Annotated in this window: 12 protein-coding genes; 3 read left to right on the top strand and 9 right to left on the bottom strand. The window is 57.9% G+C overall.

Annotation, left to right across the window (positions count from 1 at the left end):
• Window positions 1-62: 62 nt before the first annotated feature.
• From NVV77_RS07840 to NVV77_RS07850, 3 genes are all read right to left on the bottom strand, one after another.
• Window positions 63-2,540, bottom strand: a complete 2,478-nt coding sequence (locus tag NVV77_RS07840) for a transposase family protein (RefSeq protein ID WP_295411894.1) — start codon at window positions 2,538-2,540, stop codon at window positions 63-65.
• A 282-nt stretch (window positions 2,541-2,822) separates the two neighbouring features.
• Entirely contained in the window at window positions 2,823-3,374 is a 552-nt protein-coding gene (locus tag NVV77_RS07845; RefSeq protein WP_295411895.1) for a TnsA endonuclease N-terminal domain-containing protein, read from the bottom strand.
• A 167-nt stretch (window positions 3,375-3,541) separates the two neighbouring features.
• Window positions 3,542-4,207: a hypothetical protein gene (locus tag NVV77_RS07850; protein WP_295411896.1), complete on the bottom strand. Its 666-nt coding sequence runs from the start codon at window positions 4,205-4,207 to the stop codon at window positions 3,542-3,544.
• A 187-nt stretch (window positions 4,208-4,394) separates the two neighbouring features.
• Here NVV77_RS07850 and NVV77_RS07855 point away from each other — a divergent pair, with 187 nt between their 5' ends.
• Window positions 4,395-4,574, top strand: coding sequence for a hypothetical protein (locus NVV77_RS07855; RefSeq protein ID WP_295411897.1), 180 nt, complete (start codon window positions 4,395-4,397; stop codon window positions 4,572-4,574).
• Entirely contained in the window at window positions 4,571-5,467 is an 897-nt protein-coding gene (xerC, locus tag NVV77_RS07860) for a tyrosine-type recombinase/integrase (RefSeq protein ID WP_295411898.1), read from the top strand. Before NVV77_RS07855 ends, xerC begins: the two co-directional genes overlap by 4 nt.
• Here the strand turns inward: xerC and NVV77_RS07865 are convergent.
• On the bottom strand, window positions 5,424-6,104 hold the full coding sequence (locus tag NVV77_RS07865; RefSeq protein ID WP_295411899.1) for a hypothetical protein: 681 nt from the start codon (window positions 6,102-6,104) through the stop codon (window positions 5,424-5,426). The two genes, xerC and NVV77_RS07865, sit on opposite strands and share 44 nt — an antisense overlap.
• Before the next feature lie 631 nt (window positions 6,105-6,735).
• Window positions 6,736-7,356: a hypothetical protein gene (locus tag NVV77_RS07870; RefSeq protein ID WP_295411900.1), complete on the bottom strand. Its 621-nt coding sequence runs from the start codon at window positions 7,354-7,356 to the stop codon at window positions 6,736-6,738.
• Window positions 7,357-7,560: 204 nt separating this feature from the next.
• Here NVV77_RS07870 and mazG point away from each other — a divergent pair, with 204 nt between their 5' ends.
• Window positions 7,561-8,373, top strand: a complete 813-nt coding sequence (mazG, locus tag NVV77_RS07875; RefSeq protein WP_295411901.1) for a nucleoside triphosphate pyrophosphohydrolase — start codon at window positions 7,561-7,563, stop codon at window positions 8,371-8,373.
• Here mazG and hflX read toward each other — a convergent pair whose 3' ends face one another.
• From hflX to NVV77_RS07895, 4 genes are all read right to left on the bottom strand, one after another.
• Entirely contained in the window at window positions 8,374-9,741 is a 1,368-nt protein-coding gene (gene hflX, locus NVV77_RS07880) for a GTPase HflX (protein ID WP_295411902.1), read from the bottom strand.
• 8 nt (window positions 9,742-9,749) lie between these two features.
• On the bottom strand, window positions 9,750-10,001 hold the full coding sequence (gene hfq, locus NVV77_RS07885; RefSeq protein WP_295411903.1) for an RNA chaperone Hfq: 252 nt from the start codon (window positions 9,999-10,001) through the stop codon (window positions 9,750-9,752).
• 182 nt (window positions 10,002-10,183) lie between these two features.
• Window positions 10,184-11,566: a sigma-54 dependent transcriptional regulator gene (locus NVV77_RS07890; protein WP_295411905.1), complete on the bottom strand. Its 1,383-nt coding sequence runs from the start codon at window positions 11,564-11,566 to the stop codon at window positions 10,184-10,186.
• Window positions 11,567-13,897, bottom strand: a complete 2,331-nt coding sequence (locus NVV77_RS07895) for a PAS domain-containing sensor histidine kinase (RefSeq protein WP_295411908.1) — start codon at window positions 13,895-13,897, stop codon at window positions 11,567-11,569.
• Window positions 13,898-14,064: the final 167 nt, after the last annotated feature.

The following is a 14,064-nucleotide window of genomic DNA, read 5'->3' on the forward strand; positions in this document are numbered from 1 at the left end:
AGCTCCGCCGATGCCAATAGCTTTCTCGCGGAGTTCGAACTTATCCCAGAAATCAATATCCATCATAGTCGCTTTCGAGAGACGCCATCCGACCTTGGAGCCTGTTCAGATCGTGGAACCGCCGCTGCATCCTCGTCCTGGCGAGGCGGTACAGCTCCCTGTGTCAGGTGATCTGGCGACGAAGAATTGGCAGGCACGCTCGAAGGCTCGCCGGCGGTATCTGAGCCGAGCGTATTGGCGGCGCGTTGCTGGGGCGCTAGCAACGAGTCGCTCTGAACGGACAAGTCTATGTTAGTGCTAGGGCCGGTCCGTTTATGCTTCTTGTCCAAAATTTCAGTTGGATCATCCGAGGTGGTCATGTTTTGAACATCGGCAGACTTGGGTGCAGATCGCTTTTGGGCTTCTTCAACCGCAGCGCCTTGTGAAATTCCGGTCACTTTGTATGTCAAATCAATGCCCGTAACACCGCCTTCGAGGTCCTTCATCCAGGTCTCCAAATCAGCGTTTTCATCTTCTGGATCTTCCTCTCGAGCGAGAGCACGGAAGACGCCGTCGATCGTCGTCGGAGCAGCAAATGATCCCTCAACGCCATGCGTGTGGGCCTCTGCCGGAGTGGTTGGATCAAAGCCTCGAAGGCTCGACCCGCCCACGTCTGGCTCATATTCGCCTGGCGTGATGTGTTCGGAGGCTTTGGTCGGGGGCCTCGACGCTTGGAACTTGACCTTGTCTCGGTACTTGTCCAGTTCCGCTTGGAGGCCGCCTATGGCCTGGGCCTTTTTCAATTTTTCTTCCGGCGTCATGTCGCCAATATGCGAATCCGCGTCCATGTACTCATTGAGCTCGACGACGGTCATTTTCTGGCCGGCATATTTGCCCACCAGATAAGCTACGACCCACGGCACATGACCAGCGTCGAAAACCAGGATTCTTCCGGCATTAGCCATGTCCTGCTTGACGATAACGTCGCAGTTCCCACCACGCCGCTGGTACATCGCGTATAGCTCGTCGGACTGATATACGAGATTGTCGAACCTGATGCCTGTCCTCGTTAGCACCGCCGGCCGAGCCTTGTCCGTAGCCGGTCCCAAGAGGCCAGGGCGTGGTGGATACTTGTGAAACAGGCCTTGATTGAAAGACGCAGAAAAGCGCTCTGCAGGTGCCTGTTTGGTGGTGCCGTGAATCTTCTGGTTGTAGACATCAACGATGAAGGCGGTAACCAGGATCTGAAGCTGTTCCAATTCCAGCTTCGGCTTGGCGCTCTCTTTCATTCTTTTGGTCGGGTTCCGGCCGGTGTAACCGGGCAGAGCGTGGATCAGACCTTGGTTGTGGACATTGAACCAGCGCTCAACTTTCCCTTTCAAATATCCCGATGCGCGAGGAAGGTCGACAAGTCTGATATTCAACCGTTCAGCCGCTGCCCTCATTGAGTAGGAGAGGAATTCGGCGCCGCGATCCATGTACAGGTTGTCCGGACAACCATAGCAGTCCCATTCGTACATGAAATTATAGTCCATCTCGGCAAGAAGCCGGACTTTCGGCATTACTGCCATCCTGAGCGCCATCATAACCGAGACCCACGAGGGTGGATCAAAGGTAATAAAATAGCCAAGGATCATGCGAGAGTATCGATCGATGAGCACCGTGAGCCAAGGTCGTCTCACGTCACCGTTGGCGTCGAAGACCATAATGTCTAGCTGAGTGTGATCGACTTCTACTTCGTGTAGCGCGTGGTCGCCCTGTGGCCCAAGCGCTACTGAACTCACCTTGCGCCTTGCTTCCTTTCGGCCAAGTTTGTTGATCAGGCGGTCGTAATAGCCGAGGCGCTCCAGGAGCTCGTATATTCGGTTTGCGCCGACGTTCCGCTTGACGAGATTCACTCTTTCTCGAAGTGGAAGGTTTTCGGCCTCGGACTTCCGGAGAATGGCAGCGTCGGCAAGCCGACCGGCGAAAGCGGCCGAGCTGTATGGGGGCCGCATCATGTACTTTTCGATGTGCTGAACGATGATCTCATCCATCCAAGCGTGAGGATCATCGATGGGTCGATTTCCCTTCTTCCAGTTCATGTCCGCCAGCGCCCGAGCATCTTTGCCGGAGGTAATCCAGCGGAAATGCCAGCGCTTCAGGGATCGAGCCGAGGGGGCTGACTTAGAGGGATCGATAGCGGCCTGAACTTCATTCGCTGCATCGTCGAGAGGCTTCTTTGAACGCCTAGCGCTGGCAGGGATTTGGTCCATCCTCACCATGAACTTCTTCTTATAGAGTGCGGACTCTCGCTCTTGCTCGGTGAAGCTGTCCCAATCCGTATCCAGCGCCTCTTGGATGGCCGGCAGTTGGCATTCAAAATCTTCGTCGGAGGTGAGCTCCTCCCGAATTTCAAGTTCCTTTTGCTCACTGGCACTTAGTTCGAATTTTTTCTCGAGCCCAATATGCAAGAATGTCCGACGACCATTGCCCTCGCTTGAAACTACCATGTGCCTTTCCCCGCGGATCCGGACATAGGCACCGACACGTTTATTCGGCGGTGTGAGGCGGATTGTCATGACAGTCTCCACGAGGATGGCCGGGCAGGGGACTTGCAGACCGTGAATGCCGATTTCTTGCGAAAAGGCGTAGTGCGATCGATCCTGATGATGCCGCCATGGTCGAGCAGGCAGGCAATCAGAAGAGCACTTCGACGATATCCACCCAGTCGCGCTGATAGGATCTCAACGGAAGCATCTTCCGGAAGTCCCTCGAGCGCGAGGATTGCCCAATGCATGGCGTCTTTTGGGATTTGCGCGCCTAGAGCACGAGCCATCATCTTTGAATTATAGAAGCGTGGCTCAGATCGGATTTCTTTTGTCCGTGTAGAGTTCGAACTCGAACCCAGATGTCTCAGCCGCCTGCTTGATTGCGCCGTACCACTCCGCCACCCAACGTGAGCGCTCTGGATCTCGTGTTGGATCGATCGCAACTACCTCAAGGGGCTTCACCTCGACCAGGCGCCTTTTGCCGTTCTGAAATTCTAAGAGTCCGTCGGGAATCCAGTGTCGCTGGCGGCCGAACATGAAGATGGGAAGCTTTGCCGGCTGAGCGTACGCAGTGGTCAGTTGCTCTTCAGAAAAGTTGACTACCGACCAAAAGTCACCTTCGGTCAAACTTTCAAAGCCGAGCATCTTGTTCTGAATGTTTCCATCGGCGCCACGAAGGGTCAACGGCATCAGGCCAGTATAGATGTCCTTGCCTCGAATCCGCACTTCACGCAGTTCGGTACCGCGGAGAATGGCGCCCTTGCGCTTCTGGCGCCTAGCGGTCTCAACCTTACCGTTGAAGTATATGCGCGCTCCATTCTCGTCGAAAATGTTTGCGAACGCTTTTGACGCCAGGACGGGCATTACCGTAACCTCAACATGACCGAAACCGGGCACGAGCCGTCGTCCCGTCAGAGACAACTGGATACATACAGAGCGTCGGAAATCCTTGAATATGCTCAATTTCTAGACGCCGTCGTAGTCAAGAGAGGTTGCGACAGCGCTCGATAAATCCATCGAATTTTATCGATCTAGAGGTGCACGTCCGCGCTGATGGGGAATAGCTCCAGCTGGTCGCCCATCTTGTCACTGTACCCACCGGCATAGTTTCCACGTTCCTTAGCCAACGGACCCAATTGGATGACAGCGTCAGGACGAAAGCCTCGTCTGACATCTGTCTCCAGATACCCATTGGAAATTAGCGAAAAAATCGCGTCAACACGGCCAGGATCGTTCGTGGAGATGGGACCAGCCAGCTTATTTAAGGCAATCGAGTCACCGTGCTGGTGAACCATGTCGAGCAGGGCGTAATGTTCCGCGACAGGAACCGCCTGGCGCTTGCAGGTCCATATCATTCCAGCGAACTTTGCCGCCTTGCTGGTGGTGAGTTCGACCCTCGTTTGCACCTCAACTCCGATTTTACGGCTAATCTCCCGAGCATCAAGCGCGCCTGACGGGAGGGCAATAAGCCGGCTATCATTCGGCGTTTGCACCCAAAATGCGAACTCTACCCCTCGAGGTAATTGAGCCAAGTCGATGGGGCAGGGGCCCATTCTCAGGACTAGCGGATCCAGCGCCGCCACGACAAGTGCTTGTCTAAACCAGCGCCGCTCATACTTTATGGAGCGGTAGGTCTTAAAGCAGCTAAAGCCGGGGTAACGGCTAAGCTGCACGTCGATATTGGACAGCTCGAGCATTTCACACCTCTCCAAAGCCCACTGGACTTGGCGTGTTGTGGTGAATAGGTCGGCTGCATCGACCTGCAATCACACTAGTACCCGTAAAAAAGCGAGTCAAGATAGCTAGCTATCTGAGATATCTAGCTATCTGGAACAGTTTTGATGTATATTGGGCTCGGAACTGCGATCTAAATTGAGAATTTCGATGAAAACTGAGAAGCTTGGCCGCCGTGATGGGCGGCAACCAATGCTGCTTTACATCGCTCCTGAAATTGCTCGTGCTCTCAAGGTGCGAGCAGCGGAACTCGACACGCACGCCTATCTCCTTGTTGAAGAGATGCTTCGTGAGAAGCTCTTGTCTACGGGCAAGGCAGAACAACAGTGACCGAAAGGAGCAATGACTCAGCGGTGGACGAGTGGGCTCGCTCTGTACGTGAAATTCACCAGGGGAGAGAACTCGGGGAGAAGGAAAAGAAAGCCCGAAGATTCATTGCTTGGCTCGGTGATCGCGATATCCACTTCATGGACGCGACGCCTACCCAATTTGATGCCTTTCTCGGAGATCTCCCTGAAAAATATGGCCACAATTACCATCTGGGATGCGAGGTGGCGATACGGCACCTCTACGAGTTTCATTTCCTAGGCCAAGGCGCTTCAGCAAATCCGACCACGAGTTGGACGCCAAAGATCAAGCCCAAAGAAACGGACTACATTTTTCCAGCTGAAAAACTGCGCCACGTCTTCGAGACGGGCTACGCCCTTGCCAGACAATCGAAGACCCTCGACAAGCGAGCGCGGCACTTCCGATGCCTAGCTGTGATAGAGTTGGTCTATTCGTCAGGTGTGGCTGAGGCCGAAGTCCGGGCGATGTCCCCTAATGTGTTGGACACTGCTGAAGAAGGTTTTCTGGTAGTCACTGGAAAATCTGGTGTTCGCAATGTTCCAATTACTCCGCAGGCACTGGACGCAATTCAGGAATGGCAGCTAGCTGCGGCTGCAGCAAATTGGGACACGACCGAGAAGCTATTTCCATATCCCAGCTTGGGCGAACATGCCCTCAATGCCCACATTTCTGCCTGGGCCGCGTCAATCATGGGTAGGGAAGGGCCAGTAATGACCTTGGATGCACTCAGAGCTGCTTTCGCAGCTCACCTGATCAATGCCGGTGCAGACCCCAGGCTGGTGGCCTATGTGTTGGGCTTAAAAAGGCTTAAGGCGCTTGAACGGCATTTGGCTAACGCCAGCTCGTTCGCGGATGCAGGTGTCCAAGCGCAATGACTTGCTCGACAGAAAAGAAATCGGTCGGAACGGCCGCCTGAAGCAGTTTGGCCGGCTTGGGAAGGCCAGGAATTTCGAGTATCGGAATACTATGCAAGGTCGCACGCCGGAGTTTCAGGACCTCAATAGGTCGAAAACGGCTCGGTCGAGAAAGCCCAAAGTGGCTAGCCGCTGTTTCCAGTGCTGAGGACGTCCTGCCACGTCTTGACGCAACCATCGACGCTTCGTCTACTGTGTCCGAAACTCCGGGACCGTCGCTCACCTCGGCCATAAAGCCCTTCGCATAGGGAATGAATAGCTCATTCCCTGGCAAAATCATTCGCAAGTCTCTGTAGACTGCTAGGGCTCGCAAGAGCTTATCCGGCCACGTCTTCTGGGCACCTTCGTACTCCAGAAACCCGAATATGGCCGTCGTTACGTCAGCATACGCCTTCGGCTGAAGTCCACAGTAGTAAGACAACGCTAGCTCGGCTGCAGACCGACCGCGGACGAAGCGCAGCTTACGGCTGATGCCCGGATTTCCCGCATCCGCAATCAATAGGTCCAAAAGGAGCATCAACTCTTCGACGGAGATTTTTGGCTTGGGAACATGTGTTCGCTGCGCAATGCGCGCAACAGGGCGGTCGTCGAACGGCATGGAGGGAAGATGTCCCTCCTGAACAGCCCAACGGAGATACCGCCGAAGGTCCAGATCGTACCCTGTTAGCGTTCGATTGCTCGTTCCCGACGCCGCCATAGCAGCCAGATGTCGCTCGTGAGTTACACGATCCAGCGTAGCGACCTGCAGGCCATTGGATTCAATCCATGGCTGAAGGGTCCGAAAAATAAAACGGCTTTCACGCAGAGCGCCTGAGGCGACAGCAGACCGCCAGATTGAGAACAAATCCGTATTCATCGACACGCAGGGAAAATGAGTGACCGGAATGCCTATTCCCACAGTGAGGATTAACACTTCGTGGGCTGCACACATCAAGCCAATGACATCGACGACCCAAAAGGGCGACGAGCCAGCTACAACCGATGCCGACGGTTACGCTCCGCAAAAGACGCTTGTATCTCCGATTTCAACCGAGGACAGCTTTGCACGTAAAAGGACAGCTTATAGGGTGGAAGACACTCAAAGCCCGGTTTGGCGCGCTTTCTCACACATAAAAGTTCCATAATGTATATTATGCGAATTATATCTGTGCGGTTTTCTGCCTCCTTTGCACATCGCCTGGGCGAAAACTGATCGGCCCCAACGGAACCGATCAGTGAGGCGCAGGCGCCTATTCGACACGGAAGCAATAGAAGTAGCCGTTGCCGCCGGTCCCGATCAGCGCTTCCTGGCCACAGCCGCGGGATGGATGAGCCGCGTTCCAGGATTTCCCGGTGGCAAGATCTTCCGGACCCATCCGATCATGGTGACCGACCATGGCGGTTCCCTCGCCGTTCAGGGTCCAGTCGCCGCAGGTGTTGCCGGAAGAAAGTGTGCCATCGGCGTTTGAACCGGTCAGAATGTCATGCTGGTTTGGTTCATCGCCTCGCCCGGCGACCGTACCACCGGTTTCGGTAAGCGCCGTGGCCTTGGTGATGTTGTTGCTGTCGCCGTGCAGTTCATCGAGCGAGTTGGCGACGACCTCACCCTTCACGTTCGTCCATGGGCCCGAACCGATCCGATCTCGCGCATTCACGCCTTCGGCACTCAAATAGGCGTGCCACTGGCCCGTGGCGCCGGCAGCTTCCGCGAGCTGCTGGCAATGGGCATCGGCGCCCTCGAGCCCGCCCAGATTGGCGCCATCTCCCAGTCCGACACTGGTCACGAAGAAACTCATCGCGTCCTGGGCAAAGGTAGCCGGCGTGCCGGCCAAAAGTAGTGCTGCTGATGCAGCCAAGGCAATTGGCTTCATTCTCAGTCCTCCTTGTTTGCCCAGTTTCGATTTTGACGAGTGTGACTTCGGGGTATCCTCTCCAACTGGGCCGGCGACGTTATAGCACCGCGCCAGCGGGGTCCGTTGTCACGTTTCTGAGTTTGCTCCCCCGGCCCCGCCCAGACTTCCCCCCTGGTCGCCGTGCTTTGCTATGGTGGCGCAAACGATTCACGGACCGCTCCTATGCAACCTTCGCGCGACATTTCCCGCCTCATCGAAATCATGTCGGCGCTGCGCGACCCCGATGGGGGCTGCCCCTGGGACCTCGAACAGGACTTTTCGACGATCCGCCACTACACGATCGAAGAGGCCTATGAGGTCGCTGACGCCATCGAGCGCGAGGACTTTCATGACCTGAAAGAAGAACTCGGCGACCTCCTGCTGCAGCCGATCTTCCATGCACAAATGGCCAAGGAGGCAGGCCATTTCGATATTGGCGACGTCATCTACGCCATCACCGAGAAGCTGATCCGCCGGCATCCCCACGTCTTCGGCGACATTACTGCCGACAGCGCCGCCGGTGCCCAGGTCAATTGGGAGGCCATCAAGGTGCAGGAGCGCGCCGCCAAGGCCGCACGCAAGGGAAATACAGCGACCTCCGCCATCGACGATGTGCCACAGGTGCTCCCTGCCCTGGCGCGTGCCGAAAAACTGACCAAAAAGGCCGCCAAGGTCGGTTTCGACTGGCCCGACTTTGCTTCGGTGATGGCCAAGGTCGAGGAGGAAGTCGCCGAGGTGGGCGAGGCGCAGCGGTCCGGCGACAGCGCGGCAACGCATGAGGAAATCGGTGACCTGCTGTTTGCCGTCGCCAATCTGGCGCGTCACGCGGGCGTCGATGCCGAAGCCGCCTTGCGCGATGCCAATGCCAAGTTCACCCGCCGGTTTCACTACGTCGAGGCCCGCAGCCGCGAAGACGGGATCGAGCCCAAGGATGCCGGGCTCGAACGTCTTGATGGCTACTGGAACGAAATCCGCGCCGCCGACAAGGGCAAGTAGCTAGAGGTCGGACAGCGCAATCCGGCCGTTGAAGCGTTCAAGAAACGCCGTCTTGTGGCGTGGATCGACACGAACAACGTAGTCCATGCCTTTTTCGGTCGGCTCGTCGCGGGAAACAACTTCCACATGCGAGTGGAGCCAGCCGATATCGCTGCCGGCGCTATGGGGTATGTGGACGTGATAGGTGCGGCTCTGCTCACCGAGAGAACGCTCGACGAGGTTGAGGAGATCCTCGATGCCCTGCCCCGTATGAGCGGAGACAGGCATGCTCGCCAGCACCTTGCCAGCGGGTGCCGCCGCGGCGAGAACCAATGCAGGTTCTTCGAGCAGATCGACCTTGTTCCACACCTCGATGATCGGCGTCGTTTCCGAGGAAACGCCCAGCTCATCGAGAACGGTTAGAACGTCCTGCGCCTGGGCTGAGTGATCAGGATTGGCGATGTCGCGCACATGCAGGATGATATCGGCGTCGACGACCTCTTCCAGCGTTGCGCGGAAAGCGGCGACGAGATCGTGCGGCAGGTCGGCGACGAAACCCACGGTGTCGCTGAGCATGACTTCGCGGCCATGCGGCAGTTCGATCTTGCGGACGGTCGTATCGAGCGTGGCAAAGAGCAGGTCTTCGGCAAAGACCCCTGCCCCGGTCAGCTTGTTGAACAGCGTCGACTTGCCGGCATTGGTGTAGCCGACCAGCGCCACCACGGGGATGGCGGCGCGGATGCGCTGCTGCCGCTGCTGGACGCGGGTCTTCTTGACCTTGTCGAGGCGGTCTTCCAGAAGCACGATACGATCGGTGATCTGCCGGCGGTCGCTTTCGATCTGAGTTTCGCCCGGACCACCCATAAAGCCAGTGCCGCCACTGCCGCGCTGGCGCTCAAGGTGGGTCCATGACCGCACAAGGCGGCCCTTTTGGTAATTGAGATGGGCGAGTTCGACCTGCAACACGCCTTCGCGGGTTGCGGCGCGTTCGCCGAAAATTTCGAGGATCAGCGCGGTGCGGTCGAGCACCTTGGTATTGGTTTCGCGCTCGAGATTGCGCTGCTGGATCGGCGACAGAGCCGCATCGACCAGCAGGAGTTCGATGTCTTCAGCCTTCACCCTGGCGGCGATTGCTTCGACGTGCCCCGCGCCGAGATAGGTGGCCGGGCGAATTTCGCGGACTTTCACCACATCGGAAAAGATGACGTCGAGTCGGATGGCCCCAGCCAGGCCCTCAAACTCAGCCTGGCGCGCTTCCAGGCTGTGATAGGACGACTTTCCACGCACATCGGGACAAACAAGCCCCACTCGTGTCGGCTGCTCTTGCCGGTCGATAAAGGGCTTTGGGCCGCCAGGCTGGCGGCCGTCCTCGTCGTCAAAGTCGTCCATATGGTCCGTCAGTCGTGGTCGGCGTTTTGCTCGGGATCGAACAGCTGGATCGGCGCGCCCGGCATGATCGTCGAGATGGCGTGCTTATAGACCAGTTGCGACTGCGCGTCACGGCGCAGCAGCAGGCAGAAATTGTCGAACCAGGTGATCACACCCTGCAGTTTGACGCCATTCACGAGAAAGATCGTGACCGGCACCTTCTGCTTGCGAACATGATTGAGGAAGGAATCTTGCAGATTTTGCTGCTTCTCACTGGGCATTCAGGCCTCTTGCCGCGGCATTTATTGTCGCTGTTTTGTCGCAATCGCTTGCGTCCGGACTGTGAAGACTGCCGCCCAGTCCCCGTCCCCCGGAATTATCATACATTATCAACTATGCCACAAATCGGCCGTCCTGCCTACCCGCGGCAAATGCATGGCACACTGCCATTTTCGTAGCAGTGTCAAAGCCCCAGCGACTTGATCTTGCGATGCAGCGCGCTGCGCTCCATGCCGACAAATTCGGCGGTCTTCGAAATGTTGCCGCCAAAGCGCTCGATCTGAGCCAAAAGATATTGCCGTTCAAAGACTTCGCGTGCATCGCGCAGCGGCAGGCTCATCAGGTGCGCCGACGCGTCCGTGTCGCCCACGGTGGGCAGCACCTCGCCGATGTCGGAAGGCAGCATGCTGGCCGTGATTACGCCATCCTCGGGCTGCTGGTCCTTCATCAGGATAAGCAGGCGCTCGATGGAATTGCGCAACTGGCGCGCATTGCCCGGCCAATCCTGCGCCTGCAGAACGGCGATGGCATCGTCGCCGATGGCCATTCGCTGCAAGTTATGCATGCGGCAGATCTGTTCGATGAAGACGCTGACCAGCGGCGGGATGTCCTCGCGACGCTCCTTGAGCGGCACCAGTTGTACAGGCACAATCGCAAGGCGATGGAAGAGGTCGGAACGGAATTCACCGGTTTCGGTCAGCCCGGAAACGTTCTGCGAACTCGACGAGATGATGCGCACGTCGATCGGCACCGCCTGGGCGCCGCCCACGCGGTTGAAGCGATTCTCGACCAGCGTCCGGAGCAGAGCCGTCTGCACCTGTGCGGGCAGCGTGGTGACTTCGGAGAGGTAAAGCGTGCCACCATGGGCGCGCTCCAGCGCGCCAACTTCAACCTGCAGCAGGCCGGATTTGTCGCGCCCTTCTCGGCCGAAGAGCACCACGGAGACTTCGTCGGGCGCATAGAGCGAGGCATTGATCTCAACGAAGGGCGCATCGTTTCGCGGGCTGCGTTGGTGGATCAGACGCGCCACGAGTCCCTTGCCAGCGCCCGACGGGCCGGCGATGAAGATGCGTGAATTTGTTGGTGCCGACTTGTCGATGAGGCCGCGCACCTGCTGAAGCGAAGGCGAGCTGCCGACCATGTCTGCGCTCTTGGAGGCAGAACGCTCCTTGAGCTCGGCCACTTCATTGCGCAGGCGCGTCGCTTCCATGGCCCGCTGGGTCACGTGCAGCAGCCGGTCGATCTTGAAGGGCTTTTCGATATAGTCGTACGCGCCGCGGCGAATGGCCGAGACGGCGGTTTCGACATTGCCGTGACCAGAGATCATGACCACGGGCATATCCGGGTGCTGGCTCTGGAAAACGTCCAGAAGCTGCAAGCCATCGAGGCGCGATCCCTGCATCCAGATATCGAGGAAAACCAGGCTGGGCCGGCGGCGGGCGATTTCGTTGAGGCCGCTATCGGCGTCATGCGCCTGGCGGGTCTCAAAGCCTTCATCTTCGAGGATGCCGGCAATGAGGTCGCGGATATCGTCTTCGTCGTCGATGATGAGAATATCTAGAGCCATCTACTTCTGGACAATCGCTGGCAACAGCGACTCCTCCTCTTGGGGCAATTCGGGCTCGACTTGGACCGAATCGTCCTTTTCACTTGTCGTTTGGGGGGCGCGCAGGGGTAGCGTGAAAGTCACGCAGGCACCCACCCTGCCCTGTTCGTCGGGTTCGGCGTCGACCAGTTCCACAATCCCGCCGTGTTGCTCGATGATCCTGGCAACAATGGCGAGACCCAGTCCGGTCCCCTTTTCCCGTGTCGTCATATAGGGCTCAAGCAACCGCTGGCGGTTCTCCTTGGGCCATCCCTTGCCGTTGTCGGAAACCGACACGCGGGCATGATTACCTTCGTAATGCGCTTCGACCTTGATACCCGGCTGCCACCCCGAACCAACGTCCAGCCCCTCGAATGCCTCCACGGCATTCTTGATCAGATTGGTCAGCGACTGCGCTACCAGTCGTGTGTCGAACCAGGCATAGATCGCTTCATCGGGCAATTCTGTGGCAATGGCAACTTCCGGCAAGCGTACGCTCTCGAGAAAAACGGCCTGACGGATCGTATCTGACAGGTCGGCGCGCTCGGGCGCTGCTTCCGGCATGCGGGCAAAGGCGGAAAATTCGTCGACCATGCGCCCGATATCGCCCACCTGGCGGACGATCGTATTGATGCACTTGTCGAAGACTTCCCGGTCATCTTCGAGCTTGGAGCCATAGCGGCGGCGCAGGCGTTCGGCCGAAAGCTGGATTGGCGTCAGCGGGTTCTTGATTTCATGGGCAATGCGGCGTGCCACGTCGGCCCAGGCGCTGGTGCGCTGCGCCGATTCGAGATCGGTAATGTCATCGAAGGTCAGCACATAGCCCTTGGATTCGGTGATCGAGCCTTCGCGGGTGAGCTGGATCTGGTAGATGCGCCGGTTGGTTTCATTGCCCAACTGGATCTGGTCGCGAACCTGGCCGCGACGGGCCGAACGCGCCTTTTCGATCGTCGGCGCGATCTCGGGCAGAATTTCTTCCATACGCTCGCCCATCATCTCGACTTCGGTCTTGCCCAGCATCTGGCAGGCGCGGGCATTGACCAGCGTAACGGCGCCAAAGGGGTCGAGACCGACAATGCCGGCCGACACGCCTTCCACCACGGCTTCGGTGAACTGACGGCGCTTCTCATTGACCTCGTTGGCCATCAGCAGCTCTTCGCGCTGCGTCTTGAGCTGCTCGGTCATGCGGTTAAAGCCGTTGGAGAGATCGCGGAAGTCGCCCCGCCCCTGCTGCACCGGTACCCGTACATCGAGGTCGCCGCCGCTCACGCGACGCGACGCGATCATGAGATTCCGGATCGGGTCAACGAACCGATTGGCGAGCGCGATGCCGATCCAGAGCGCGGCCAGCAGCAGCACCACGACGAGACCGACATACATGATGGTGAAGGTGATCTGGAAGACGAGACGATTGGATGCGTATTGACGATATTCCGTGATATTATCGTCGGTTAGACGCATATATTGAAGTACTTCCGCATCCACTGGACGCGCCACGAAGAGGAAGACGTCGTCATAGCCGCGCAGCTTGATGACCGAACCGACAAGGTTGGTACTGCCGGGCGAAATGGCCGTGGGAATGCCTTCAACGACGCCCTGCGTAATGCCTTCGGGGAGACGCGGATAGCCACCGGCGACGTTGATCTGGGCGCGTTGCAGCATGGTGCCCTCGCCATCGATCAGCGCAGTGAAGGGCAGCGAACGCGTTACCGCCAGGGCCGTAAGAATGCGTTCGAAGCGCGCGGGATCGTCGACATAGGTGGCGTGCGATTGCTCGAGCTCGGTCGCGACCCAGATGATGTCATCGCGCAGCACTTGGGCGTGTTCGAGCATGTAGGAACGCGCCACGAGACGGCTGCTTTCCACCATGGAGCGGGTGCGCTCTGAGAACCACTGGTCGAGACCCTGGTTGAGGGCAATCGTCGCCACGATGGCCACCAGAATGGCAGGAATACCTGCCACAAGCGCGAACATGGCCACCATGCGCATCTGCAGTGCCGAACCCGGCACGCGCTGCATTCTTGCCTGCACGAGCAGAACCGCCTCGGTCACCACCAGCGCCAGAACCAGCAGCACCAGAATGCCGGTGGCCACCCAGATCACGGTCCAGACTTCGGCCGAGGGCTCGATATTGGTCGTGCCGGAGAGGATGAGGAACGACACGGAGGACAAGAGTACCGAGGCGAACACCACCAGGAAGCCGAGCACGCGCAAGGGACCATTCCCCTCGGCGGAGAACAGCGAACGTCCTACAGTCGTCCTCGCCATGGGTTTGGCGGGGGCGTCGATGTCTCGGCTAACCGCCTCAGTCATGCAATACTCAGTACTCTCCGGCTTTCCTGTTCCAGCAAAGGCACCACTGCGTAACGCAAAAAGGACGCGAGTGATGCTTTAGGCCGCAAAGCCTGACCCAATTCGCCGGACCCTTCAAGATAATTGTTGCCGAAATGTGACAGTACGCCTTCAGCTGGGGAAAGGTC

The sequence above is a fragment of the Devosia sp. genome (assembly GCF_024707125.1).
Classification (GTDB): Bacteria; Pseudomonadota; Alphaproteobacteria; order Rhizobiales; family Devosiaceae; genus Devosia.

What these genes read in the sequence shown, in the direction of transcription:
- NVV77_RS07865 (WP_295411899.1), bottom strand. Translation starts at nt 6,104, where the DNA reads ATGCCGTTCGACGACCGCCCTGTTGCGCGCATTGCGCAGCGAACACAT.
- NVV77_RS07870 (WP_295411900.1), bottom strand. Translation starts at nt 7,356, where the DNA reads ATGAAGCCAATTGCCTTGGCTGCATCAGCAGCACTACTTTTGGCCGGC.
- mazG (WP_295411901.1), top strand. Translation starts at nt 7,561, where the DNA reads ATGCAACCTTCGCGCGACATTTCCCGCCTCATCGAAATCATGTCGGCG.
- NVV77_RS07855 (WP_295411897.1), top strand. Translation starts at nt 4,395, where the DNA reads ATGAAAACTGAGAAGCTTGGCCGCCGTGATGGGCGGCAACCAATGCTG.
- NVV77_RS07850 (WP_295411896.1), bottom strand. Translation starts at nt 4,207, where the DNA reads ATGCTCGAGCTGTCCAATATCGACGTGCAGCTTAGCCGTTACCCCGGC.
- NVV77_RS07845 (WP_295411895.1), bottom strand. Translation starts at nt 3,374, where the DNA reads ATGCCCGTCCTGGCGTCAAAAGCGTTCGCAAACATTTTCGACGAGAAT.
- NVV77_RS07890 (WP_295411905.1), bottom strand. Translation starts at nt 11,566, where the DNA reads ATGGCTCTAGATATTCTCATCATCGACGACGAAGACGATATCCGCGAC.
- hfq (WP_295411903.1), bottom strand. Translation starts at nt 10,001, where the DNA reads ATGCCCAGTGAGAAGCAGCAAAATCTGCAAGATTCCTTCCTCAATCAT.
- NVV77_RS07895 (WP_295411908.1), bottom strand. Translation starts at nt 13,897, where the DNA reads ATGACTGAGGCGGTTAGCCGAGACATCGACGCCCCCGCCAAACCCATG.
- NVV77_RS07840 (WP_295411894.1), bottom strand. Translation starts at nt 2,540, where the DNA reads ATGACAATCCGCCTCACACCGCCGAATAAACGTGTCGGTGCCTATGTC.
- hflX (WP_295411902.1), bottom strand. Translation starts at nt 9,741, where the DNA reads ATGGACGACTTTGACGACGAGGACGGCCGCCAGCCTGGCGGCCCAAAG.